Here is a 20,941-nt window from a genome sequence, read left to right as displayed (position 1 = left end):
CCAAAATCATTCAACTTCAATGTTGCTTGACAACTATTCCCCCGGTTGATTATCTTGGCGTCCATGGTGCGACGCTGCATGGTGGTGCGTCCGCGGTGCGATCCGCGACAAGCAGACGCCGCACACCAAATTAAACAGCACGTCAGCACACGGCGGCACTCCGGAGGAGCAAATGGGCAAGGTTAGAGGCATGCGCTGGTGGATGATTGGACTCGTCACCTCGGGTCTGATCGTCAACTACATTGCGCGCAATTCGCTGGCGGTGGCCGCGCCGGAAATGAACCGGCTGCTGAGCATTTCGACCGCGCAGTACTCGTATATCGTCGCGTCGTTCCAGGGCGCGTACATGATCATGCAACCGGTGGCCGGCTACGTGCTCGATGTGGTCGGCACCAAGATCGGCTTCGCGCTGTTCGCCATCGCGTGGTCCGGCGCCTGCATGCTGCACGGCGCGGCCAACGGCTGGATTTCGCTCGCAGTGTTTCGCGGCATGCTCGGTCTGACCGAAGCGGCCGGCATTCCCTCCGGCCTCAAGGCCACCTCCGAATGGTTTCCCGCCAAAGAGCGTTCGATTGCTACGGGCTGGTTCAACATCGGCTCGTCGATCGGGGCGGTGATCGCGCCGCCGCTCGTCGTCTGGTGGGTGCTGCACGGCAACTGGCGTATGGCGTTCGTGTCGATCGGCGTGCTTGGGCTTGTGTGGAGCGTGCTGTGGCTGCTGCTGTACCGTGCGCCGAAAGATCAGCCACGCCTGTCCGATAGCGAGCGCGATTACATCCTTGAAGGCCAGGAAGCGCAACACAAGACGGCGACGGCTGCCCGCCCCTCATGGCGCGCTATCGTCAAGCGCCGCGCGTTCTGGGGTATCGCGATTCCGCGTTTTCTCGCCGAACCGGCCTGGCAGACCTTCAATTTCTGGATTCCGCTCTATATGGTGAGCGTGCGTCACATGAATCTGAAAGAGATCGCGATGTTCGCGTGGCTGCCGTTCCTCGCGGCTGATATCGGTTGCGTGCTGGGCGGTTATCTCGCGCCGTGGTATCAGAAGCACTTCAACACCTCGCTGATCACCTCGCGCAAACTGGTGGTGGTGACGGGTTCGTTGTGTATGATCGGACCTGCCTGCATCGGTCTGGTGACCAGCCCGTATGTCGCTATCGCGCTGTTCTGTATCGGCGGGTTTGCGCATCAGACGCTGTCCGGCGCCCTTTACACTCTCGCTTCCGACGTGTTCGGCAAGAACGATGTCGCAACTGCCACCGGCTTGACGGGGATGGCCGGTTACGCCGGCGCCACGCTGTTTTCGCTGGCGGTGGGTGTACTGGTGGCGCTGGTCGGTTATGACCCGCTGTTTGTCTCGCTCGCCTGTTTCGATCTTATCGGGGCCGTCGTAGTATGGCTCGTGTTGAAAGAACCGGCCGAGCCGCAGCAGCGCGCCGCCGATGCAGTTCCGCGCGGTGCCGACGCGGCACGCGCATAAGCAACCGCTACCTCTGTCCGGCCACGGCCTGCTGGACGGCGGTGGCAGAATCGGAGAAGTCGCAGGATGAGCAATCAGCAGGAATCGACGGGTAAGCCCTTTAAACGGCTTTTGTTGACCGGTGCGGCCGGCAATCTCGGCCGGCAGTTGCGCGGCGCGCTGGCGCAATGGGCGGATGTGGTGCGTCTGTCCGATATCGCGCCAATGGGCGAAGCGGCTGCGCACGAAGAGCACGTCGTGCTCGATCTTGCAGACCGTGCAGCGGTGGACGCGTTGCTCGAGGGCGTCGATGCTGTCGTGCATCTGGGCGGCATCTCCACGGATGCGCGCTTCGACGATCTTCTCGAAGCGAATATTCGCGGCGTCTACAACCTGTACGCCGCGGCGCAGAAGCATGGCGTGAAGCGCGTGCTGTTTGCGAGCTCCAATCACGCAATCGGCTTTCATCCAACCACGTCTGTGCTCGATGCGGATTCCCCGCTGCGTCCGGATAGTCTCTATGGCGTGACGAAGTGCTTTGGCGAATCGCTGTCGCGCTACTACTTCGACCGCTTCGGTCTGGAGACGGTGTGCATGCGGATCGGTTCTTCGTTCGAAGCACCGAAAAACCCGCGCATGCTGGTGACCTATCTGAGCTACCGCGACTTTATCGAACTGGTGCGCTGCTCGCTGTTCACGAATCGCGTGGGGCATGCGATTGTGTACGGCGTGTCGAACAACCGGGTCTTGTGGTGGGATAACAGCAAGGCTGCGTTTTTGGGTTATCGGCCGCAGGACAGTTCCGCCGAGTTCGATGGGCTGTTTCCGGTTCAGGCGCCGACTGAGGAATTCGACGATCCCGCGCAGCAGTTTCAGGGTGGGATGTACGTGGTCGGGCTGCCGCAGTCTTGAGTCGATTCTCGGGTAGCGCCGCCGGGGAGGCGACGGCGGTGAGGCAGTTCTGTGCCGTCACCGCCGCCTCACCGGTATCCTCCGCGCTTTCAGACCGCTAAGGCTTCCTCACTATAAAACGGATAGTCGGTATAGCCGGCTTCCGTGCCGCCGAAGAAGGTCGGGCGATCGTACGGATTCAGCGGCAGCTTGTCACGTAGACGCGCAGGCAGATCCGGGTTGGCGATGAAGTCCCGTCCGAAGGCAACCAGGTCCGCGTCGCCAGCCTTGACGATAGCCTCGGCCGTATCGCCCTTGAAGCCACCCGCCGCGATAATCGTGCCTTTGTAATGCTGGCGGATCAGTTGTGCCGCCACTGGGCGCTGATCCTTGCTTTCATCGTCGACATTCCCCAGCACCCGCGGTTCGATCAGATGCAGGTAAGCCAGATCCAGCTTGTCCAGTTGCTCTGCCACGTAACTGAAAAGGCCAACCGGATCGCTGTCCGACATATCGCCCCACGAGCCGCTCGGCGTGATAGAGCTGTAGAAAGATCTTGCCACCCTTGGCATGCACAGCATCGGTCACAAGGCGCCAGCCGGCGATCTGGCTGTCGTCGAAGAGACCCGGTGCGCCAAGATAACCGTTGCCGTTCGCAGCGGCGATAGTGGCTTCGCTGATCAGCAATGCCCCTTCGGAAGTACGTTGCGCGTAGTATTCGGCCATCAGAGGGCCTGGTTTGGCGCCGTCTTCGGCGCGCATGCGCGTGAGCGGAGCGAGCACCACGCGGTGCGCGAATTCATATGGGCCGACTCGAACGCCGGTAAAGAGTTTGGACATGATTCCCTCTGCTTGAGATCTGGTTTAGCACGGTGGACGTTCCGCCAGGTTTTTGCCTGAGAGTGTGGAAAGTCCGTTGCCTTGACGAGAACTCTATGCCGATCGTGCAGCGGGAAAAACAGGCTCACGTTCCGAACATTGCGGACATGGGTGTCACAAATGGCGCGATTCATCGCCGCGCGAAGCGCGCCGTATCACCTGTGGCGGTTGCCCGAACGCGCGCAGGAACGCGCGCCGCATCCGTTCGCGATCGCCAAAGCCGGTATCGCGCGCCACGACTTCAATGGGATGCAGACCCGACTCGAGCATCAGACGCGCCGCCTCGATGCGCAGATGCTCGACCGCCTTTGCCGGCGATTGGCCGGTCTCCGCCCGAAACGCGCGGCTGAATTGCCGTGGACTCAAATGGGCCGCTTCGGCAAGCTGCTCGACCGACAGTTCGGTATGAAGATTCTGTTTCGCATAGGCGAGCGCCATCTGAATCCGGTCGGAGCGCGGCTCCAGCTCGAGCAGCGCTGAATACTGCGACTGGCCGCCCGCGCGTCGGTGATAGACGACGAGTTTCTTCGCCACCAGTCGCGCGATCTCGGCCCCAGCATCTTTTTCAACGAGTGCCAGCGCCAGATCGATGCACGCCGTCATGCCCGCAGAGGTCCACACCGGGCCGTCGATGATAAAAATGCGGTCTTCCTCCAGCTTCACCGCGGGGTAGTCCTGACGCAGGCGCGCCGCGAAAAACCAGTGGGTGGTTGCGCGTCGTCCGTCGAGCAGACCCGCTTGCGCAAGATTGAACGCACCAGTGCAGGTCGAGCCGATGCGCCGCGAGGTCTGCGCCGAGCGCTGCAAAAAGGCGATCAGTGCTGCGCCGGGTTCGATCACTTCGTTATCGCCGACCACCAGCACGGTATCGAAACGGCTGTCGTCGAATGGCTGCGTCTCGACCGCGAAGCCGGTCGAGGTCTGCACTGGGCCGCCATGCTCGGACAGCAGCACGAACTCATAGAGGGGCTCGCTAGCCGTCACGTTGGCAAATTCAAAGACCGTCGTGACAGCCAGGTTGATGACCTGGAAGCCGTGGTACAGCACGATTCCAATACGCAACATGATGGATTCCCTGGGCGTTTCGCACCGATGGTCAAAGTGATGTCCTAAAAAGTGGCATCTATGACATTTGAGACTTCCGAGTCTACGCTTAATCTTCGTTCCATGCAGGCCGACATGGGTTGGCGCTAACGGAGAAAGTTGATGAACGACACGACACACAAGGGCACAGCGTTGATTACCGGCGCTTCTTCCGGAATTGGTGCGATTTACGCAGATCGCCTTGCCCACCGCGGTTACGATCTGATTCTGGTGGCGCGCAACCGCGAACGGCTCGACAAGCTGGCTAATCGTCTGACGAGCGCGACGGGCCGTTCGATCGAAGTGGTTGCAGCGGACTTGGGTAACAAGGCCGACGTGCGGCGCATCGAAGAGATTCTGCGCAGCGATTCGAGCATCACGATGCTGGTGAACAATGCAGGGATCGGCGGTGCCGGCCCGCTGCTCGTTTCCGACGTGGACACCATGGAAGCGATGATCGATCTGAACGTCACTTCGCTTACGCGGCTGACGTATGCGATTGCGCCGGCGTTCGTCGCGCGGGGAACGGGCACGATCGTCAATATTGCTTCGATCGTGGCGGTGGCGCCGGAAATCCTGAACGGCGTGTACGGCGGCACCAAGGCATTCGTGCTGGCGTTCAGCCAGTCGTTGCACCATGAGCTGGCGGCGAAGGGTGTCCGCGTGCAAGCGGTGCTGCCAGGTGCGACTCGCACCGAGTTCTGGGACGTCGCGGGCCACCCCGTTGAGAACCTGCCGCAGAGCATCGTGATGAGCGCGGACGATCTCGTCGACGCAGCGCTCGCGGGACTGGATCAGGGCGAACTGGCCACGGTTCCGTCGCTGCCCGATGCGGCCGACTGGGCCGCGTTCGAAGCGGCGCGCGCCGCGCTGGGACCGAACCTGTCCCGCAGTGAGCCGGCTGCGCGTTACGGCGTGAAGAGTGCCGCTTGAAGTACTGCTTGAAGCAAAGGAGCCGCGGTGTTCGCGGCTCCTTTATCCGTGCCCGGGCTTTGCTTGCCGACGCGGCACGGCTTTACGTGATTAGCGCAGCGCTTCCAGTTCAGCGAACTCCCGATCGCTCAGACTGATCTCCGCGGCGGCCACATTCTCGCGAAGATGGGTGCGCTTCGACGTCCCCGGAATCGGCAACATCACAGGGCTGCGCTTGAGCAGCCACGCCAGTGCAATCTGGCCCGCGCTGACGTTGCGTGCGGCCGCCATTTTTTGTAGCGGCGAGTCCGCTTGCGTCAGACTGCCGGCTGCGAGCGGATACCAAGGAATAAAACCGATGCCGTGTTTTTCGCAGTGTTCGAGCACGTCCTCGCTGGCGCGATCGGACAGGTTGTAGCGGTTCTGCACCGTCGCGACCTTGAAATACTTCGAGGCAGCCTGAATGTCGTCGACCGATACTTCGCTCAAGCCGGCAAAGCGGATCAACCCCTCGTTCTGCAACGAACGGACTGCATCGAACTGTTCGTCGCGCGGCACCTTCGGATCGATCCGATGCAGTTGCCATAGAGCAATCTGCTCGACGCCCAGATTCTGCAGGCTCTTCTGCAGCCTCTGCCGCAGATGTTCCGGACGGCCATCCGGCTCCCAGCGATCCGGTCCTGGTCGATGCAGCCCGGCCTTCGTCGCAATCAGCAGATCGGTGTACGGATGCAACGCTTCGCGGATGAGCTGCTCGGACACATCGGGGCCGTAAGAGTCCGCCGTATCGATGAAATTCACGCCGAGCTCGCGCAGGCTCTGCAATGTGCGCACTGCCTCGGCCGGATGGTCAGGCGGTCCCCAGATACCCGGGCCCGTAATGCGCATGGCGCCGTATCCCAGACGATGGATCTCGACTTCGCCGCCCAGTTTGAAAGTACCCGACGCTTCTGCCGACGGATTGCTCAGATCGCTCATTGCTCGTCTCCTTATGGTGAATGTCGTGAGTCTAAAAGATTTAACGAAACTCAACCGGCGAGCCGTCTTGTTGCCTGGCGTCTGAGGAGGGAAACAGGTGCTCGCCCATAAAGTCCACGAAGACACGAATCTTCGGCGAGAGATGCCGGCCGGAAGGCCATAACGCTCGCAGTACACCGGGATTGCCGGGCAGTTCTTGCAGCACATGCACGAGTGTTCCACGTCGCAATGGTTCGCGTACGGTGAAGCCAGGCACGCAGCTTGCCGGTCGACTGAAAGCGATGCTGCAGACAGGCGTGGTTCAGCAGATCTTCCGGCGTGGCAGGCGTGCCGCGCTCGGCCAGATACGCCGGCGAGCCGACGATATCTTTACGCGGGGCAGGACATCGAGCGCCGCGAATACGGCGGCGCGCCGTATGTTTCTTCAGCGCAGGATTTTCGAAAACAGGACATGCCTGAAACGGACCACCGGCTGCGCGCTGCGTTGTGCCTTGGCGAGCATAAACGCGCCCTGAAGCGAGGCGACGATAAAGCCAGCGACATCATTGCAATCGAAATCCGCCGGCAATTCACCTGCTTTAACCGCCGACGCCAGGCAGTATTCGAGGCATTGCTGCTGCTCCGCGAAGATCTCCACGACGCGATGGCGAATCGCATCGCTGTAGTCGCTTGCCTCCAGGGCAAATTTGCCGAGCAGGCAACCGTTGCGCGTCTGGTTCACGCAAAGGCGGGAGATGTTCCAGTCGATGTAGTCGCCCAGCCGTTTGAGCGGCGCAAGCGCATCGTTGCGCAGCGTCTCGTCCAGGACCTGGCGGCTATTGGCGAAGTAAAGCTCGAGAACCTCGAGACCGAACGCTTCCTTGGAGGCAAAGTGGTTCGTGAACGACCCTTGCGGAACGCCCGCGGCCTGGACGATGTCACGCACGCTAGCGCCCGCGAAGCCTCGTTCATGGACAACCTTGAGGCCTTCGGTAAGGATTTTTCCGCGGTGTGAGGGTCTTGGCATGGTCAGGAAATTGTACGGTCGTCCATATTGGGGCGTCAACGGAAACGGCCGCTGGAGAAGCCGGAACCTTATCCCGCTGGATACCAGGGGAATCCTTGACATCCATTATCGGTTCAATTTTAATACGGACAGTCGTATTGGTTGGTGGAAAATCACGAATTTTTATCGTGCGCGCTCATGGTGCGCGGCTTATCGCGCCGCCGGCCTTGCAAACTCTGCCCGGGTAGACGGGCAAACGTCAGAATTCAAAGGGATCGGAATATGGACCGGCTTCAGGCAATGAAAGTGTTCACGCGGGTTGTCGATACGAACAGCTTTTCGCGTGCCGCGGACACGCTGGATCTGCCGCGTGCGTCGGTTACTACGATCATCCAGAATCTCGAGGCGCATCTGAAAGTACGGCTGTTACAGCGCACGACCCGGCGCCTGAGCCTCACGCCGGATGGCGCCGCTTATTACGAACGTTGCGTGCGCATCCTGGCGGACATTGAGGAAACGGAAAGCTCCTTGTCGCAGGCGAGAAGGACGCCGCGCGGCAAGTTGCGCGTCGATATGCCGAGCGCGCTCGGCAAGCTGGTCGTGATGCCCAAGATCGACGAGTTTCATGAGCGCTACCCCGACATCGAACTGATGGTGGGCTTCGGCGACAAACCCGTCGACCTGATTCAGGAAGGCGTGGACTGCGTGATCCGCATTGGCACCCTGCAGGACTCGAGTCTCGTCGCGCGACGTATCGGGGTGTTTCAGCGCGTGACGGTGGCGAGCCCGCTTTATCTCGAACAACGCGGTACGCCGCGGACGATCGAAGATCTGCAGGATCATGTCGCCGTTAACTACTTCCTGGGCCGCACCGGGCGCGTGATGGATCTGAGCTTTGGCGTCGACGGGCAAACCGTCGATGTGAAGATGCGCGGCAATATCGCCGTGAACGACGCGGAAGCTTACGTCGCGAGCGGCCTGAAAGGGGTGGGTCTCCTGCAGGCGCCGCGGTTTATGGCGTTGCCTCATCTGCGTTCCGGCGAACTGGTCGAGGTGTTGTCGCAATGGCAGCCGTCGCCGCTGCCGATCTCGGCGGTGTATCCGCATAACCGGCATCTGTCGCCTACGGTGCGGGTTTTCGTCGACTGGGTGGCGGAGCTGTTTGGACGCTGCCCGCTGTTCTCGGGTCAGGAAGATGCCGAACAGCGTTGCCTGCCGACCGTTGCTGCTGAACCGGCTATCCGGCGCAGTGCCCCAGTGGTGGCTGCGGATGATCTGGAGTTGGCGGTCTGAGCTGACGAGCACAGCTTGTCCAGCCGGGCCCAACTATGCGGTAATCTCCTGACGCTCCATTGAGCAAGTTGGTGGCGTAGGCCTGCGGGCCCACGCCGCCAACTGCTCTTCGTCGAGCCCACCACGAGGTGACCTATGGATTATCTGGAGAGTCTGCGAGTCTTCCGTGCCGTCGTCGAATCCAGGAGCTTTACGCGTGCCGCGGACATGCTCGGCCTGACCACGCCGATCGTGTCGCGCTCCATTTCCGGACTCGAACGCCGTCTCGGCAGCCGTCTGTTCAACCGGACTACGCGACAGGTTTCGCTGACCGAAGCGGCAGAACACTTCTACGAAGGTTGTGCGCGGATTCTCGACGATCTCGAAGCGCTCGAAGCCGACGCGTCTGCGCAGACCCGCGAGCCGAGCGGCGTGCTGCGCCTCGTCGCGCATACCACCGCCACCGTCAACCGGCTGGTGCCGCTGGTCTCCAGCTTCAAGCTCAAGCATCCCAAGGTAAGTCTTGACGTCACGCTCACGGAGCGGCCCGTCGATCTGGTCGCTGACGGCTTCGACCTTGGTCTCGTGCTGCCTTTTATGCTGAGTTCCGACACGGTTGTCACGCGGCTGCTCGAGCGCATGCCGTTTGCCATCGTCGCGACGCCGGATTATCTGAAGCAGCATTCGCGACCGACGCATCCGTCGGAGCTGACCGAGCACATGGTGGTCGTGCTCTCGCCGGCGTTTCGCAAGCCCCAGCTAACCTTCCGGCTTGGCGCCGAGGATTTGACGGTACCGCTCAGATACGATATCGCCTCGAATAACGCGGTATTCAACCGGGAGATGGTGCTGCAGGGGTTTGGGATTGGCGTCTTGCCCGCAGGCCTGGCCCAGGCCGAGCTGTCTGGCGGACGACTGGTAGGCATTCTCGAAGAATTCGAGCTCATCGATGCCGTGGTCGATCTGCGGCTCGCGTATAACACGCGCACGCTGTTGCCTGCCAAGGTCAAGGCGTTTGTCGAACACGCGGCGGAGTTCTTTGCCGATGTGCTGGCCGTCGAGGCAGCATCGGATCTGAAGGGCAGGGCATAGGTCGGACGATTTAACCGTAGGCCGATAATCGGGCTCACTAGGGCTGACGCCGACGCGCCCAACCAGCCCAAGCCGCTTGCCGACTGGATTCTTGTCGCAATCACAACAATCAGATGTGCCCAGGAGATTGCTCCGGCAAGTCTGCATCTCTAATCTGTGCACATGCACACATCACCCGAAAACGACGACTGCTTCGCGATCCGGCAAGCCGCCCGCCATATCTCCCAGCTTTACGAGCGGCATTTGTCTGAAGCAGAAGTCACACCGACGCAGTTCAGCATCCTCACCGCGCTGCGGGACGGCGCGAGCCTGACGATGCTCGAACTCGCACAGGCGATGGTGATGGATCGAACCACGCTGGTACGCGCGCTCAGGCCTTTGCTTCGAAACGGTCTGATCGCCAATGAACCGGATGGACAGGGCGCCCGGCGTCTGCAACTGGTGCTGACCGCCTGCGGTCGCGCGAGGCTGGATGAAGCGATGGTGCATTGGCTGGCCGCTCAGGACGAGTTTGAGCGCAAATTTGGACCGCAGCAGGCTGCCATGCTCCGACGCGAACTGTTCCGTCTGACCCGCGACGTTTCGAAGGCTTAAAGAAAGATTGGGCCGTTGGCCCAGGCAGTAAAGGCAATTTTCCATTCAATTTTGTGCATATACACAGGTGAAAACATGTCGAGTCCTTCAACACCCGTTCCGGTCGTTCCCGCGGCCCCTACCGAAGCTGCCAAGGGCAGGCGCATTCCATGGATGCGCCTTGCCTATGGTCTCGTGGCGGTGGTCCTTGCCGCCGCTGCGGGCTACTGGTTCCTTGTCCTGCGCTTCGAGCAATCTACCGACGATGCCTACGTCGGCGGCAACGTGACGGTGATGGCGCCCAAGGTCAACGGCTTCGTCACGGACATCCTTGTGCAGGACAACCAGCACGTCAGCGCAAACCAGGTGCTGATCCGGCTGGACGCGCGCGACTATGACGCCAGGCTTGCGCAGGCCACGGCAGAAGTGGATAGCGCCCGTGCCGCCGTATCGGAGTTGCAGGCACAACAGGTCTTGCAGGCGGCGGTGATCAACCAGCACCAGGCGGAAGTGCGGGCCTCTTCGGCTGAACTGACGCGTAGCGCTCAGGACCAGACGCGTTACCGCGAACTGGTCAAGGACGACGCCGTGTCCAACCAGATTGTCGAGCGTGCCGACGCGGATTTCTCCAAGGCACAGGCCGCGGTGCAAAGCAGTGGGGCAGCGGTGCTTGCTGCTCAACGCGAACTGGATGTGCTGGGCGCGCAGATCGCCGATGCGCAGGCACGCGTCAACACGGCGCTGGCCGCGCAACGGGTCGCACAACTGAACGTCGAATACACGACGATCCGCTCGCCGGTGGATGGCTATATCGGCAACCGCACCGCGCGGGTCGGTATGTTGGCCAATATCGGCGCACCTTTGCTGACGGTGGTGCCGTCCACCGATCTCTGGGTGGACGCGAACTTCAAGGAAGATCAGCTCAGGAAGATGCGGATCGGCGACAAGGCCGACGTGGCGCTCGACGCATCGAGCATCCCCGTGCACGGCTATGTCGAAAGCCTGGCGCCTGCTACCGGCGCTACCTTCAGCGTGCTGCCGCCCGAAAACGCGACCGGCAACTTCACCAAGATCGTGCAGCGCGTACCGGTGCGGATTCGGCTGAACGTGCCGCGCGGCATGGAGAACGTGTTGCGCCCCGGTCTGTCTGCGACCGTCGAAGTGCATCTTGCGGACGGCTCGCAAGCATCGAGCGCTCATTGAGCGGACAAGGCCAACATCATGACAAGCGCTCATCCCCTCGATCCGGCCTCCCAGCCGATGCGGCAACGCGTGTTTGCATTCGCACTCATGTGTCTGGGATTTTTTATGGCAACCCTGGATATCCAGATCGTCGCGTCCTCGTTGAGGGACATTGGCGGCGGCCTCTCTGCGAGTCAGGATGAGTTGTCGTGGGTCCAGACGGCTTATCTGATCGCGGAAATTCTCGTGATTCCGATGTCCGGCTGGCTTTCCAAAGTGTTTTCAACGCGCTGGCTGTTCGTCGCCTCTGCGGTGGGTTTTACCATTACCAGCATGCTGTGCGGCATCGCTTGGGACATCAACTCGATGATCCTGTTTCGCGGCCTCCAGGGTGCCATGGGCGCAGCGATGATCCCGACGGTATTCACCACGGCTTTCGTGCTGTTCCCCGGCAAGCAGCGGCTGGTTGCGTCTACCACGATCGGCGCGTTGGCTTCGCTTGCGCCGGCGATCGGGCCGGTAATCGGCGGCTGGATCACCGATCAGTGGTCGTGGCACTGGCTGTTCTATCTGAACGTCGTGCCTGGTGTCGTGGTGGCTGCGCTGGTGCCGAAGTATGTGAATGTCGATAAGCCCGACCTGTCGTTGCTGAAGAAGGGCGATTACCTGGGAATCCTGCTGATGAGCGGATTTCTCGGCTGCCTCGAATATGTGCTGGAAGAAGGTCCGCGCAAGAACTGGTTCGGCGATCACATCATCATTACCTGTACGTGGATTTCGGCGATCTGCGGCTTTCTCTTTCTCGTGCATGCGCTGACGACCGATGACCCCATCGTCGATCTGCGCGCGCTGGTGGTGAGGAATTTCGGCATCGGCAGCTTGCTGTCATTCATCACCGGAATCGGGATCTTTGTGGCGGTGTTTCTCACGCCTGAATTTCTCGGCCAAGTTCGCGGCTTCAGTTCGCTGCAGATCGGTATCGCGCTGCTTTCGGTTGGAGTATTCCAGTTGTTCGCCCTCGGGGTCTATGCAATGGTGGCGCGCTTTGTCGATATGCGCCTGTTGTTGCTGTTCGGGTTGATCTGCTTCGGCCTCGGCTGTTACCTGTATGTACCGCTGACGCACGATTGGGGCTGGCAGCAACTGCTGTTGCCGCAGGCCTTGCGCGGCATCGGTCAGCAGTTCGCAGTGCCACCGATTGTCACGATGGCGCTCGGATCGCTACCCCAGTCGCGGCTGAAGTCAGCCAGTGGACTGTTCAATCTGATGCGAAATCTGGGCGGCGCGATCGGCATTGCGGTTAGTGCGACCATGCTCAACGACCGCCTCAACTTCCACTATCTGCGGCTCAACGAAAGCGTCACGACTGGCAGTCCGCAAGTCGAGTCCTTGCTGACCGAGCAAACCGCGCATTGGTCATCCGTGGCAGGCGATGTGCTCAACACGACCCAGTCCGGGCTCGCCAATCTTCACGCACTGGTGTTGCGCGAAGCCCTGGTGCTGACCTACTCGGACACCTTCTATGTGCTGTCGCTGTGCTTCATCGTGGCGATAGCAAGTGTGCTGTTTTCCAAACCTTTCTCTAACAGTGCGCCGCCGCCTGACGCACATTGAGGCCAATCATGAAAAAGCTTCTGATAGAAATTATGGCTTGTGTTTCGCTGGCCGCATGTGCGGTTCAGCCGGCTACTCACGCTGATTTGCCGGCCACGGTGAGAACCGTCGCACCGGCTAGCTGGAGCGTCGAAGCACCGAAGGACGCTGTCGATGCAAAGACCTGGTGGGCGCAGTTCGGCGATCCGGTACTCGACGAACTGGTGGACGCTGTGCTGACCGGCAACCTGGATCTGCAGGCCGCCGCGGAGCGTGTCAAGCAGGCGCAAGCGATTACCACGCAGAAACACGCGGTGCTGCTGCCGGAACTCGACGCGACCGCGACCGCTGCCGATAGCCGTATCAACACGCCGCCGCCGCTCGGCTACGTGCGTGAGGGCGGCGCAGGTCTCGCGCTGAACTGGTCGCCCGATGTGTTCGGCGGAGAACGGCTCGATCTGCTGGCGGCCCAGGCGCAACTGGTCGGACAACAGCATGCCGAGGATGCACTGCGGCTTGCGCTCGCAGCCAACACCGCATCGGCCTATGTCGATCTGCGCTGGGCGCAATCGGAACTGCAGATTCTGCAGGATAACCAGATAATCCGGCAACGTGCGTTGCAATTGACTCAGGAACGTCTCAAGTACGGCTTGTCGACGCAACTCGATGTCGCTCGTGCACAGAATCAACTGGATGAACTGCAGGCGCGAATCCCACGCGCTCGATCGACGATCGAACATGAGCTGAGCCTGATTGCCGTGTATTCGGGCCGCACGCCGGAGTCGGTGGATAAGCTGGTGCTGGCCACGCCTGGTCCGATTCCTAACCCGGAAGGTGCCGCGCCTACAACGCTGCCGTCCGAAGCCTTGCTGCGCCGTCCCGATGTGCTGGTGGCCTATGCCACCGTCGAACAGCGTGCCGCGGAAGTGGGGGTGTCGAGAGCGGAGCGTTACCCGAAATTTCAGCTGAATCTGAGCGATGGCTTGCTGGCCGCTTCATATATTGGCTTGCCGACATTGACCGATAACCTGTTTAGCGCGGCATTGAACGCCAGCAGTCCGATTTTCAACGCAGGCCGGATCACGGCGGATATTCAGCAGAGCGAAAGCAAAATGCGCGAATCGCAGCTGAATCTGCAGCAGACGATGTTGCAGGCGCTCAGGGAAGTGGAAGATACCCGCAGCGATCTGGTCAGCACGACAGCATCGACACAAAAACTGAACGATGCGCTGGGTGCGTCGGACCAGTCGCTCAAGCTGGCGAACCAGTTGTATAAAGGCGGCGCGACGGACTTCCTCGATGTTTTGTCGGCGCAGCAGACGTATCTGCAGGACTCCGATTCGCTGAATCAGGCGAAGCGCGAGCATGCGTTGGCGGCGGTGGCGTTATACCGCTCGCTTGGGGGCGGGTGGAGTCAGTCGGCGGGACCAGCGCTTGCTTCCAGCGATCATGCTGCCGGCGAATGAGAACGGCCGGAAAAATAACGGTTGTCGGACGCTTTGCGCTTTCGCTTTGCTAGCTGATGAATTAGATTGAACAAGGTCGGCGCGTCGCCTACCCGTTTAATTGGCAATTTTTAGACCTTCCCGCAGACGAATGACGCTGGCCAACGATTGGCAATGACAGGAGATGAACGTGAAGACAGCCGGAATCTTGAGCGCTTTATGTCTGACAGCGGCGGTTGCGATGCCCGTTGCCGCTTATGCGCAAGCTAGCGACGCGATGTCCGCACCAGACACCAGTTCGATGACGAGTTCCAAAAAAGCCGTTTCGAAGGCAGACCGGGCGCTTGCGCGGGCTGTACGCCGCGCGCTATCGAAGGCCCAGGGGTTTAACGTTTCGAATGTGTATGTGCGGGCGCGCAGCGGTGCGGTGACGCTGTCTGGTAGCGTCGATACCGGAGATCAGATTACTCAGGCTGAAACGGTTGCGAAGTCAGTGTCTGGGGTGAATTCGGTGTCGAACAAGCTGACGCTGTTTCATGGGGGGAATGGTTAGGCGAGCGGGCGGCTAAGCGCCTCACTGAGTCCATGTGTCTGTCTCGCCACGCTGCTGATGTTGCCGCCGGCCCGACGCCCGCGTGGTGTCCTGTTATATGATACTCAGTGAATAGTTACTAATGTGGCGTGGCATATGCACACCCTGACTGAACATCCTATTGATTCCGCTACGAAGCAGACTGCATTCGCCTTTCTCGACAGGGCGGCCCAGGCATTTACGGTGACAGGCGCAATACTGTTCGGGAGCCGCGCGAAGGGCGAGTTTCGCCCGGATAGCGATGCCGATATTGCCGTTGTGCTGCCAGGAAGCAGGGGCGAGTTTATGGACGCCAAATTGACGCTGGCGGATCTGGCTTTCGATGTGCTGCTGGAAACGGGAATCCGGGTTCAACCGCTTCCCGTTTGGGAAGAGGAATGGGCACATCCCGAGTTGTATTCCAATCCTGAGTTGCTGCGCAATATCGAAAGCGATGGGGTGCGTTTGTGGTGAACGCGCGTGAGCTGTTGGCGAAGGCGATTCGCGCATCATCGTCAGCGGCATTGTTGCTCGGCGACGGCGACGTCAACGGGGCATGCAATCGCGCCTACTACGCGATGTTTGATGCAGCTCGCGCAGCACTTCTGGCCGCCGGTGCGCCTGTCGATCCAAACGTGGTACGAACGCATAACGGTGTCATCGCTGCTTTTGGTCTGCATCTGGTGAAGGCGGGGCAGGTCCAGCGCGATTGGGGCCGCGCGCTCAATCGTGCGCAGGAAATCCGGCAGGTAGCGGACTATACGGGCGAAAACGTAGAGATGGCGGTAGCGTCGTGGGTGGTCGAGCAAGCGCACTTATTCATCGTAGAGATGCAGGCGACGTTTCGAATTGACGTGCCAGAGTGAGCGTAGCGAGTAGCCCGTGCTCTTAAATCGGTTTTAGGGGCGCTGAACGCCCCGTTACGCATGAATCTCGAACCCAGTCGCATAGCGATCGGGTTCGCTACCGTCCCACACTCGGCCATCTATCAGTCGCCGCGAGACGCTTTCAGCCGGAATCGCAATACCCATACTTTCCGCCGCATCACGATACAACTCGGTCTGATTGATCGCCGCTGCGATCTCGCGATAATCGTCGCGGTGCGCGATCATCCCCCAGCGTTCGTATTGAGTGAGAAACCATACGCCATCGTCCGCTCTCGGATAGTTCACCGTACCGTCTTCGAAAAACCGCACCGGTAGACGACCAGGCGTCAGCGATCGGCTATCGTGCGTTAGCCGCTTTGCAATCAACGCTTCATCGATACCGATAAACTCCGGCCGCACCAGCCAGCGCGCAATCTCGTTGCGATGTCCGTCGCCGTCGAGCCAGCGGCACGCTTCGAGCATGGTCTGCACCAACGCTTTCGCCGTATGGGGATGCTGGTCCACGAAATCGCGGCGGCAGGCGAGCACCTTCTCCGGATGGTCGGGCCAGATTTCGCTGCTGTACGCGATCGTGCGACCAACGCCGCGCGCTTCAGCGGCGGCATTCCACGGTTCGCCGACACACAGCCCATCGAGCCGGTCTTCGGCCAGCGCCGCGACCATATAAGGCGGCGGAATTACAACGCTTTCGATATCGCGCAACGGATGTACGCCCTGCGACGCCAGCCAGTAGTAGAGCCACATGGCATGCGTGCCGGTCGGGAAAGTCTGCGCAAACACCGGCTTGCGACCGAGCGTCGCCAATGCACGCGGCAGCGTTTGATATTCATTTAACGCGTCGGCAAGGCGGTTCGAAAGCGTAATGGCCTGACCGTTGCGGTTGAGCACCATCAGGACGGCCATATCCGTTTGTGGACCACCCAGGCCGAGCTGGACGCCATACGCGAGACCGTACAGCGCGTGAGCGGCATCCAGTTCGCCAGCAAGCAGTCTGTCACGCAGCGCAGCCCATGACGGTTGACGCAATAACTCCAGAGTCAGGCCATGCGCGTGCCCGAATTCGAGCAGCTTCGCCGCGACGAGCGGTGCCGCGTCAGCGAGCGAGACAAAGCCCAGCCGCAGATGCGTTTTCTCTAGCCGCATAGGTGCGGAGGGTTGGCTAATGGGAGCAGGTTGGTTCATGAGCCACGCTCTATTTGGGCAAGTCTGCGGCCATGACGATCTGGCGCGCGACCTCGACGAGCTTGACGCCCTGGTTCATTGCACGCTTGCGCAGGTTTGCATACGCGGCGTGTTCGGTCATTTTCTGCTGATCCATCAGCAGACGTTTGGCGCGGTCGATCAGCTTGCGCTCGGCCAGTTCGTTTTCGGCTTGAGCGAGGCGTTCGCGTAGCTGGCTTTCCTGGGCGAAGCGGGCGAGCGCTACCTCGAGGATCGGCGCGAGCTTTTCTGTCGCAAGTCCCTCGACGAGGTAAGCGGTGACGCCAGCGCCTACGGCGTCGCGAATCAGTTGCTGGTTGGTGTCGTTGCTGAACATTAGCACGGGGCGCGGGGCGGTCGCGTTCATTACCGCCAGCTGTTCGAGCGTGTCGCGTGATGGCGATTCAGTGTCGATGATGATCACATCGGGCCGCTCGCTTTCCACTCTCCTGTGCAGCGCCTGCGAGGCCGCCGTACCTGCCAGCATGTCGTAGCCTAGCCGCGCGAGGGCTTCGCGCAGATCGCCAATCGGCTTATCGGTGTCGGTTACGAGCAGTACACGCAGCATGGGTCGGCAGGGGGGCGGCGGCTTTTGGCGGGTCGGGTGAGGCTTTGTGGGTTTCGCCGTTTAGTCAGCGGGCGATGGACGCCGAGAGTCTGGAAGCAAGCTATATGCCATTGATGCTCGTTGCTGTAAGCGGTTTTGGGCTGAACATGCAACCGCCGGCGGGTCTGGGGCGCACCGCGGTGGTGCGATGCGAACGCAGCGCACAGGAGTGGCGCGTGATAGGCGACTGTGTAGTTAAGCCGTGCTCGCTTCTGCTTCTGGCATTCACAGCGAAGGTGATGAATTCCACCAGACCGCTTTCGCTCAATACCCCCCGGCCATCGTAATGGCCCTTACGACGTGCGTCGGCCGCTACGAGATGGGTGTAGTAGCCGCTTGCTCTCGCGCAAAACCTCGCATGGGCGACCAGATCCCCTGCGTGAGTCCCAGCGCCGAAAGTCCGATATGCGTACGCTGGTCATGGCGATTCGTTTGGCGGCTAACGCGGCGAATGTCAGAGAGGCGTTTCCCGGTTGATGTCACTCACCTTCGCACGCTCCCGCAGTGCTAGCTGCTCGGTGGTAACCCCTATTCCCCACCCCAATCCCAAGGACCACAATCCGCCTCATCGAATTATAGAACGTCGTTCTATCAGATAGAACAACAATCGGAAATCCAGTAAAGGCTCGTGATGGTTTCTCTCCCGCTTTCCGGCATTCGCGTGCTGGATTTGTCCAATGTCCTTTCCGGCCCGTTCTGCACCTATCAGCTTGCGCTGCTCGGCGCCGACGTCCTGAAGATCGAGAATCCCGCTGGCGGCGATCTCGCCCGTCGCCTAGGCGCCGATCCGCAAGCGTCGGCGCGAAATATGGGCGCGTCGTTCGTGGCCGTGAATGCCGGCAAGGAGTCGCTGACGCTCAATCTGAAGCACGAGGCGGGCAAAGAGATCCTGCGCAAGCTCGTGGCCGAGTCCGATGTGCTGGTCGAAAACTTCCGCCCGGGCGTGATGGACCGCCTGGGGGTGGGCGCGGCAGCGCTACTCGAAGTGAACCCGCGGCTCGTCTACTGCGCGATCTCGGGTTTCGGCAATGACGGTCCGTTGGCGCATCGTCCCGCTTATGACCAGATCATCCAGGGAATGTCGGGGGCAATGAGCGTGACAGGCGATGCCGAAAGCGCACCGTTGCGCGTCGGCTACCCGGTGTCGGACACCGTCGGCGGCATGAGCGCAGCGCTGGCGATCTGCGCGGCTGTGGTGGCAGCTCAACGCACCGGCGAGGGAAGGGTGATCGATGTGTCGATGCTGGAAGCGACACTCTCCAGCATGGGCTGGGTGGTCTCCAACTATCTGAATGCCGGCGTGACGCCCACGCCGATGGGCAATGAAAACTTCACGGCCGCGCCGTCCGGGACCTTCGTCTGCGGCGAGGGCATGCTGAATATCGCCGCTAACGAGAACAAGCAGTTTATTGCGTTATGCGAACTGATCGGCCGGCCGGATTTGCCGCGTGACGAACGCTTTAGCGAGCGCAATTCACGCAAGCAGTATCGCCTCGAACTGAAGCACGAGATCGAAGCCGCGCTCGCTCGCGACGTCGCCAGCAACTGGGAGCAACGCATGACGGAGGCCGGCGTGCCAGCCGGCCTCGTACTGAGCGTACCGGAAGCAATCAGCCAGCCACAACTGGTCGAACGCGCTTTCGTCCACGAGTTGCAGGACGGTGAGACGGTCCAGCGTGTGACCCGCGCGGGCTTTCGCTTCGTCGACGCCAAAGGAGAAATTTCGAGCGGTGCGCCTACCTCGCGCGCGCCGCATTTGTCCGAGCACACAGACGCGCATTTGCAACGTCTGGGGTTCGACGCCAGCGCTATTGCGCAACTGCGAAAAGACGGCGCTATTTAAGCCCGCGTCCCGAAGAGACCTGAATGGGGAAATTCATGAGACAAGCATCAGATACGATCGCCCGTAGCGGCTTTGCGGACGCCGTGGAGCACCGCGTCGATCAGGAGAGCCAGGCACGCGGTATTGTCGCGCGCCTGGACCGGTTGCCTGCCACGCGGCATATCTGGACCATTGTGTTCCTGCTATCGCTCGGCGGCTGCTTCGAGTTCTACGATCTGTTTATGACCGGCTATATTGCGCCGGGGCTGATTGTGAGCGGATTGTTCGTCAAGACGTCGACGTCGATCTTCGCCATGAACAGCATCGCAGCGTTTGTGGCGTCGACATTTCTCGGGCTCTTTATCGGCACCATGGGACTCAGCTTTCTTGCCGATCGTTTCGGACGCCGACGCATCTTCGTGGTGGCATTGCTGGGCTACACGGCGGCGAGCCTCATGATGGCGTTTCAGCAAAGCGCCCTCGGCGTGAATCTCTTTCGTCTGCTTGCGGGGATCGGACTTGGCGTCGAGATGGTGACCATCAACACCTACGTCGCGGAGCTGATACCGAAGAATCTGCGTGGCCGCGCCTTTGCAATCACGCAGATCGTGCCGTACTGCGCGGTGCCTGTGGTCGCATTGATGTCGTGGTGGCTCGTGCCGCAACAACCATTCGGTCTCGATGGCTGGCGCTGGGTCGTGCTAGCCAGCGCCGTCGGCGCAGCGATCGTATGGGTTATCCGGCTCGGCATTCCCGAAAGTCCGCGCTGGCTCGTGACGCGTGGCCGACTCGATGAAGCGGCGCGCGTGACGCAGCAGATCGAGCGCATTGTCGAGCGCCAGTATGGCCGTCCATTGCCGGCGGCGGTTCCGCATGCGCACAGCGTGCCGACCGTCGAGCGCCGCTTTCGCGACATCCTCAAAACGCCGTATCTGAAGCGCACGATCATGATGTCGGTCTATAACGCGGTCTCGGTGATCGGCTTTTACGGCTTTAGCAACTGGATTCCTTCGCTACTCACGAGCAAGGGCATCAATCTCGTGCATAGCCTGCAGTACTCCTTTCTGATGTCGATTGCGCTGCCGCTCGGGCCTGCGCTGTTTTTCTACTTTGCAGACAGGATCGAACGTAAGTGGAGTCTGGTCGGCTCGTCGGGTGCGATCGCCGTATTCGGGCTCGCTTTCGCGCATCAGACCGGCTCGCTGGGGCTCATTGTTTTCGGCTTCTGTATGAACCTCGCACTGACCATCATGACTTACTCGTTTCAGACCTATCAGTCTGAACTGTATCCGACCGAAATCCGTGCGCGGGCGATTGGCTTTGTCTACTCATGGAGCCGCCTGAGCGCGATCTTTTCCGGCTTTCTGGTGGCGTTCTTTCTGCGCGACTTCGGCGCGAACGGCGTGTTCGTCATGATCAGCAGTTGCATGGTGTTTGTGATGCTGCTGATCGGCGTCATGGGACCCGCCACGAAAGGCCTCGCGCTCGAAGACATCAATCGCTGACACAA

Annotated in this window: 20 protein-coding genes and 1 pseudogene; 14 read left to right on the top strand and 7 right to left on the bottom strand. The window is 60.7% G+C overall.

The annotated features are described in order from the left end of the window. Positions 1 to 172: 172 nt before the first annotated feature. Together BUS06_RS34625 and BUS06_RS34620 are read left to right on the top strand one after the other, a co-directional pair. Positions 173 to 1,480: an MFS transporter gene (locus tag BUS06_RS34625; RefSeq protein ID WP_074268755.1), complete on the top strand. Its 1,308-nt coding sequence runs from the start codon at positions 173 to 175 to the stop codon at positions 1,478 to 1,480. Positions 1,481 to 1,546: 66 nt separating this feature from the next. Then, positions 1,547 to 2,371, top strand: coding sequence for an NAD-dependent epimerase/dehydratase family protein (locus BUS06_RS34620; protein ID WP_074268754.1), 825 nt, complete (start codon positions 1,547 to 1,549; stop codon positions 2,369 to 2,371). 89 nt (positions 2,372 to 2,460) lie between these two features. On the opposite strand, the pseudogene BUS06_RS34615 reads toward BUS06_RS34620, so the two are convergent. Together BUS06_RS34615 and BUS06_RS34610 are read right to left on the bottom strand one after the other, a co-directional pair. Further along, a pseudogene (locus BUS06_RS34615) lies at positions 2,461 to 3,190 on the bottom strand (hypothetical protein). Between the two features lie 153 nt (positions 3,191 to 3,343). After that, positions 3,344 to 4,294, bottom strand: coding sequence for a GlxA family transcriptional regulator (locus BUS06_RS34610; RefSeq protein ID WP_074268753.1), 951 nt, complete (start codon positions 4,292 to 4,294; stop codon positions 3,344 to 3,346). A gap of 141 nt (positions 4,295 to 4,435) precedes the next feature. Here BUS06_RS34610 and BUS06_RS34605 point away from each other — a divergent pair, with 141 nt between their 5' ends. Continuing rightward, positions 4,436 to 5,245: an SDR family NAD(P)-dependent oxidoreductase gene (locus BUS06_RS34605; protein ID WP_074268752.1), complete on the top strand. Its 810-nt coding sequence runs from the start codon at positions 4,436 to 4,438 to the stop codon at positions 5,243 to 5,245. Positions 5,246 to 5,335: 90 nt separating this feature from the next. Here the strand turns inward: BUS06_RS34605 and BUS06_RS34600 are convergent, their stop codons facing one another. From BUS06_RS34600 to BUS06_RS34590, 3 genes are all read right to left on the bottom strand, one after another. Next, positions 5,336 to 6,202 (bottom strand): aldo/keto reductase, encoded by an 867-nt coding sequence (locus BUS06_RS34600; protein ID WP_217272847.1) that lies wholly within the window; start codon positions 6,200 to 6,202, stop codon positions 5,336 to 5,338. Positions 6,203 to 6,242: 40 nt separating this feature from the next. Beyond that, positions 6,243 to 6,407, bottom strand: a complete 165-nt coding sequence (locus BUS06_RS38455) for a hypothetical protein (protein ID WP_254369102.1) — start codon at positions 6,405 to 6,407, stop codon at positions 6,243 to 6,245. Between the two features lie 219 nt (positions 6,408 to 6,626). Next, positions 6,627 to 7,208, bottom strand: coding sequence for a TetR/AcrR family transcriptional regulator (locus BUS06_RS34590; protein WP_074268750.1), 582 nt, complete (start codon positions 7,206 to 7,208; stop codon positions 6,627 to 6,629). Between the two features lie 261 nt (positions 7,209 to 7,469). Here BUS06_RS34590 and BUS06_RS34585 point away from each other — a divergent pair, with 261 nt between their 5' ends. The 9 genes from BUS06_RS34585 to BUS06_RS34545 all read left to right on the top strand — a co-directional run bounded on the left by BUS06_RS34585 (position 7,470) and on the right by BUS06_RS34545 (position 15,781). Continuing rightward, a complete protein-coding gene (locus tag BUS06_RS34585) occupies positions 7,470 to 8,480 on the top strand; it encodes a LysR family transcriptional regulator (RefSeq protein WP_074268749.1) in 1,011 nt (336 codons plus the stop codon). A gap of 135 nt (positions 8,481 to 8,615) precedes the next feature. Continuing rightward, positions 8,616 to 9,551 carry a LysR family transcriptional regulator gene (locus tag BUS06_RS34580; protein WP_074268748.1) on the top strand — a complete coding sequence of 312 codons (936 nt, stop codon included), beginning with the start codon at positions 8,616 to 8,618 and terminating at the stop codon, positions 9,549 to 9,551. 162 nt (positions 9,552 to 9,713) lie between these two features. Continuing rightward, positions 9,714 to 10,145, top strand: a complete 432-nt coding sequence (locus tag BUS06_RS34575) for a MarR family winged helix-turn-helix transcriptional regulator (protein ID WP_074269486.1) — start codon at positions 9,714 to 9,716, stop codon at positions 10,143 to 10,145. Positions 10,146 to 10,220: 75 nt separating this feature from the next. Continuing rightward, positions 10,221 to 11,327 carry an HlyD family secretion protein gene (locus BUS06_RS34570; protein WP_074268747.1) on the top strand — a complete coding sequence of 369 codons (1,107 nt, stop codon included), beginning with the start codon at positions 10,221 to 10,223 and terminating at the stop codon, positions 11,325 to 11,327. A gap of 18 nt (positions 11,328 to 11,345) precedes the next feature. Then, positions 11,346 to 12,920 carry a DHA2 family efflux MFS transporter permease subunit gene (locus BUS06_RS34565; protein WP_074268746.1) on the top strand — a complete coding sequence of 525 codons (1,575 nt, stop codon included), beginning with the start codon at positions 11,346 to 11,348 and terminating at the stop codon, positions 12,918 to 12,920. Between the two features lie 8 nt (positions 12,921 to 12,928). Beyond that, positions 12,929 to 14,365 carry an efflux transporter outer membrane subunit gene (locus tag BUS06_RS34560; RefSeq protein WP_074268745.1) on the top strand — a complete coding sequence of 479 codons (1,437 nt, stop codon included), beginning with the start codon at positions 12,929 to 12,931 and terminating at the stop codon, positions 14,363 to 14,365. A 169-nt stretch (positions 14,366 to 14,534) separates the two neighbouring features. Then, positions 14,535 to 14,897 carry a BON domain-containing protein gene (locus tag BUS06_RS34555; RefSeq protein ID WP_074269485.1) on the top strand — a complete coding sequence of 121 codons (363 nt, stop codon included), beginning with the start codon at positions 14,535 to 14,537 and terminating at the stop codon, positions 14,895 to 14,897. A gap of 135 nt (positions 14,898 to 15,032) precedes the next feature. Beyond that, positions 15,033 to 15,389 carry a nucleotidyltransferase domain-containing protein gene (locus tag BUS06_RS34550; RefSeq protein ID WP_074268744.1) on the top strand — a complete coding sequence of 119 codons (357 nt, stop codon included), beginning with the start codon at positions 15,033 to 15,035 and terminating at the stop codon, positions 15,387 to 15,389. Then, positions 15,383 to 15,781 carry a HEPN domain-containing protein gene (locus BUS06_RS34545; RefSeq protein ID WP_254369052.1) on the top strand — a complete coding sequence of 133 codons (399 nt, stop codon included), beginning with the start codon at positions 15,383 to 15,385 and terminating at the stop codon, positions 15,779 to 15,781. Before BUS06_RS34550 ends, BUS06_RS34545 begins: the two co-directional genes overlap by 7 nt. A 54-nt stretch (positions 15,782 to 15,835) precedes the next feature. Here BUS06_RS34545 and BUS06_RS34540 read toward each other — a convergent pair whose 3' ends face one another. Further along, a complete protein-coding gene (locus BUS06_RS34540) occupies positions 15,836 to 16,984 on the bottom strand; it encodes a CmpA/NrtA family ABC transporter substrate-binding protein (RefSeq protein ID WP_074268743.1) in 1,149 nt (382 codons plus the stop codon). A gap of 10 nt (positions 16,985 to 16,994) precedes the next feature. Further along, positions 16,995 to 17,570 (bottom strand): ANTAR domain-containing response regulator, encoded by a 576-nt coding sequence (locus tag BUS06_RS34535; RefSeq protein WP_074268742.1) that lies wholly within the window; start codon positions 17,568 to 17,570, stop codon positions 16,995 to 16,997. A 670-nt stretch (positions 17,571 to 18,240) separates the two neighbouring features. Here BUS06_RS34535 and BUS06_RS34525 point away from each other — a divergent pair. Continuing rightward, entirely contained in the window at positions 18,241 to 19,452 is a 1,212-nt protein-coding gene (locus BUS06_RS34525; RefSeq protein WP_074268740.1) for a CaiB/BaiF CoA transferase family protein, read from the top strand. A 35-nt stretch (positions 19,453 to 19,487) separates the two neighbouring features. After that, on the top strand, positions 19,488 to 20,936 hold the full coding sequence (locus BUS06_RS34520) for an MFS transporter (protein ID WP_083611810.1): 1,449 nt from the start codon (positions 19,488 to 19,490) through the stop codon (positions 20,934 to 20,936). The last annotated feature ends 5 nt before the right edge of the window (positions 20,937 to 20,941 follow it).

This window comes from Paraburkholderia phenazinium (assembly GCF_900141745.1).
GTDB classification, from domain to species: domain Bacteria; phylum Pseudomonadota; class Gammaproteobacteria; order Burkholderiales; family Burkholderiaceae; genus Paraburkholderia; species Paraburkholderia phenazinium_B.
Note: the sequence above shows the minus strand (reverse complement) of the source record. Positions and strands in the feature narration are given on the sequence as shown.

Excerpts from the sequence above, each read along its gene's own strand:
- BUS06_RS34610 (WP_074268753.1), bottom strand. The coding sequence starts at position 4,294 with ATGTTGCGTATTGGAATCGTGCTGTACCACGGCTTCCAGGTCATCAAC.
- BUS06_RS34550 (WP_074268744.1), top strand. The coding sequence starts at position 15,033 with ATGCACACCCTGACTGAACATCCTATTGATTCCGCTACGAAGCAGACT.
- BUS06_RS34540 (WP_074268743.1), bottom strand. The coding sequence starts at position 16,984 with ATGAACCAACCTGCTCCCATTAGCCAACCCTCCGCACCTATGCGGCTA.
- BUS06_RS34575 (WP_074269486.1), top strand. The coding sequence starts at position 9,714 with ATGCACACATCACCCGAAAACGACGACTGCTTCGCGATCCGGCAAGCC.
- BUS06_RS34535 (WP_074268742.1), bottom strand. The coding sequence starts at position 17,570 with ATGCTGCGTGTACTGCTCGTAACCGACACCGATAAGCCGATTGGCGAT.
- BUS06_RS34620 (WP_074268754.1), top strand. The coding sequence starts at position 1,547 with ATGAGCAATCAGCAGGAATCGACGGGTAAGCCCTTTAAACGGCTTTTG.
- BUS06_RS34520 (WP_083611810.1), top strand. The coding sequence starts at position 19,488 with ATGAGACAAGCATCAGATACGATCGCCCGTAGCGGCTTTGCGGACGCC.
- BUS06_RS34525 (WP_074268740.1), top strand. The coding sequence starts at position 18,241 with ATGGTTTCTCTCCCGCTTTCCGGCATTCGCGTGCTGGATTTGTCCAAT.
- BUS06_RS34605 (WP_074268752.1), top strand. The coding sequence starts at position 4,436 with ATGAACGACACGACACACAAGGGCACAGCGTTGATTACCGGCGCTTCT.
- BUS06_RS34590 (WP_074268750.1), bottom strand. The coding sequence starts at position 7,208 with ATGCCAAGACCCTCACACCGCGGAAAAATCCTTACCGAAGGCCTCAAG.
- BUS06_RS34560 (WP_074268745.1), top strand. The coding sequence starts at position 12,929 with ATGAAAAAGCTTCTGATAGAAATTATGGCTTGTGTTTCGCTGGCCGCA.
- BUS06_RS34580 (WP_074268748.1), top strand. The coding sequence starts at position 8,616 with ATGGATTATCTGGAGAGTCTGCGAGTCTTCCGTGCCGTCGTCGAATCC.
- BUS06_RS34570 (WP_074268747.1), top strand. The coding sequence starts at position 10,221 with ATGTCGAGTCCTTCAACACCCGTTCCGGTCGTTCCCGCGGCCCCTACC.
- BUS06_RS34625 (WP_074268755.1), top strand. The coding sequence starts at position 173 with ATGGGCAAGGTTAGAGGCATGCGCTGGTGGATGATTGGACTCGTCACC.
- BUS06_RS34585 (WP_074268749.1), top strand. The coding sequence starts at position 7,470 with ATGGACCGGCTTCAGGCAATGAAAGTGTTCACGCGGGTTGTCGATACG.
- BUS06_RS34600 (WP_217272847.1), bottom strand. The coding sequence starts at position 6,202 with ATGAGCGATCTGAGCAATCCGTCGGCAGAAGCGTCGGGTACTTTCAAA.
- BUS06_RS34565 (WP_074268746.1), top strand. The coding sequence starts at position 11,346 with ATGACAAGCGCTCATCCCCTCGATCCGGCCTCCCAGCCGATGCGGCAA.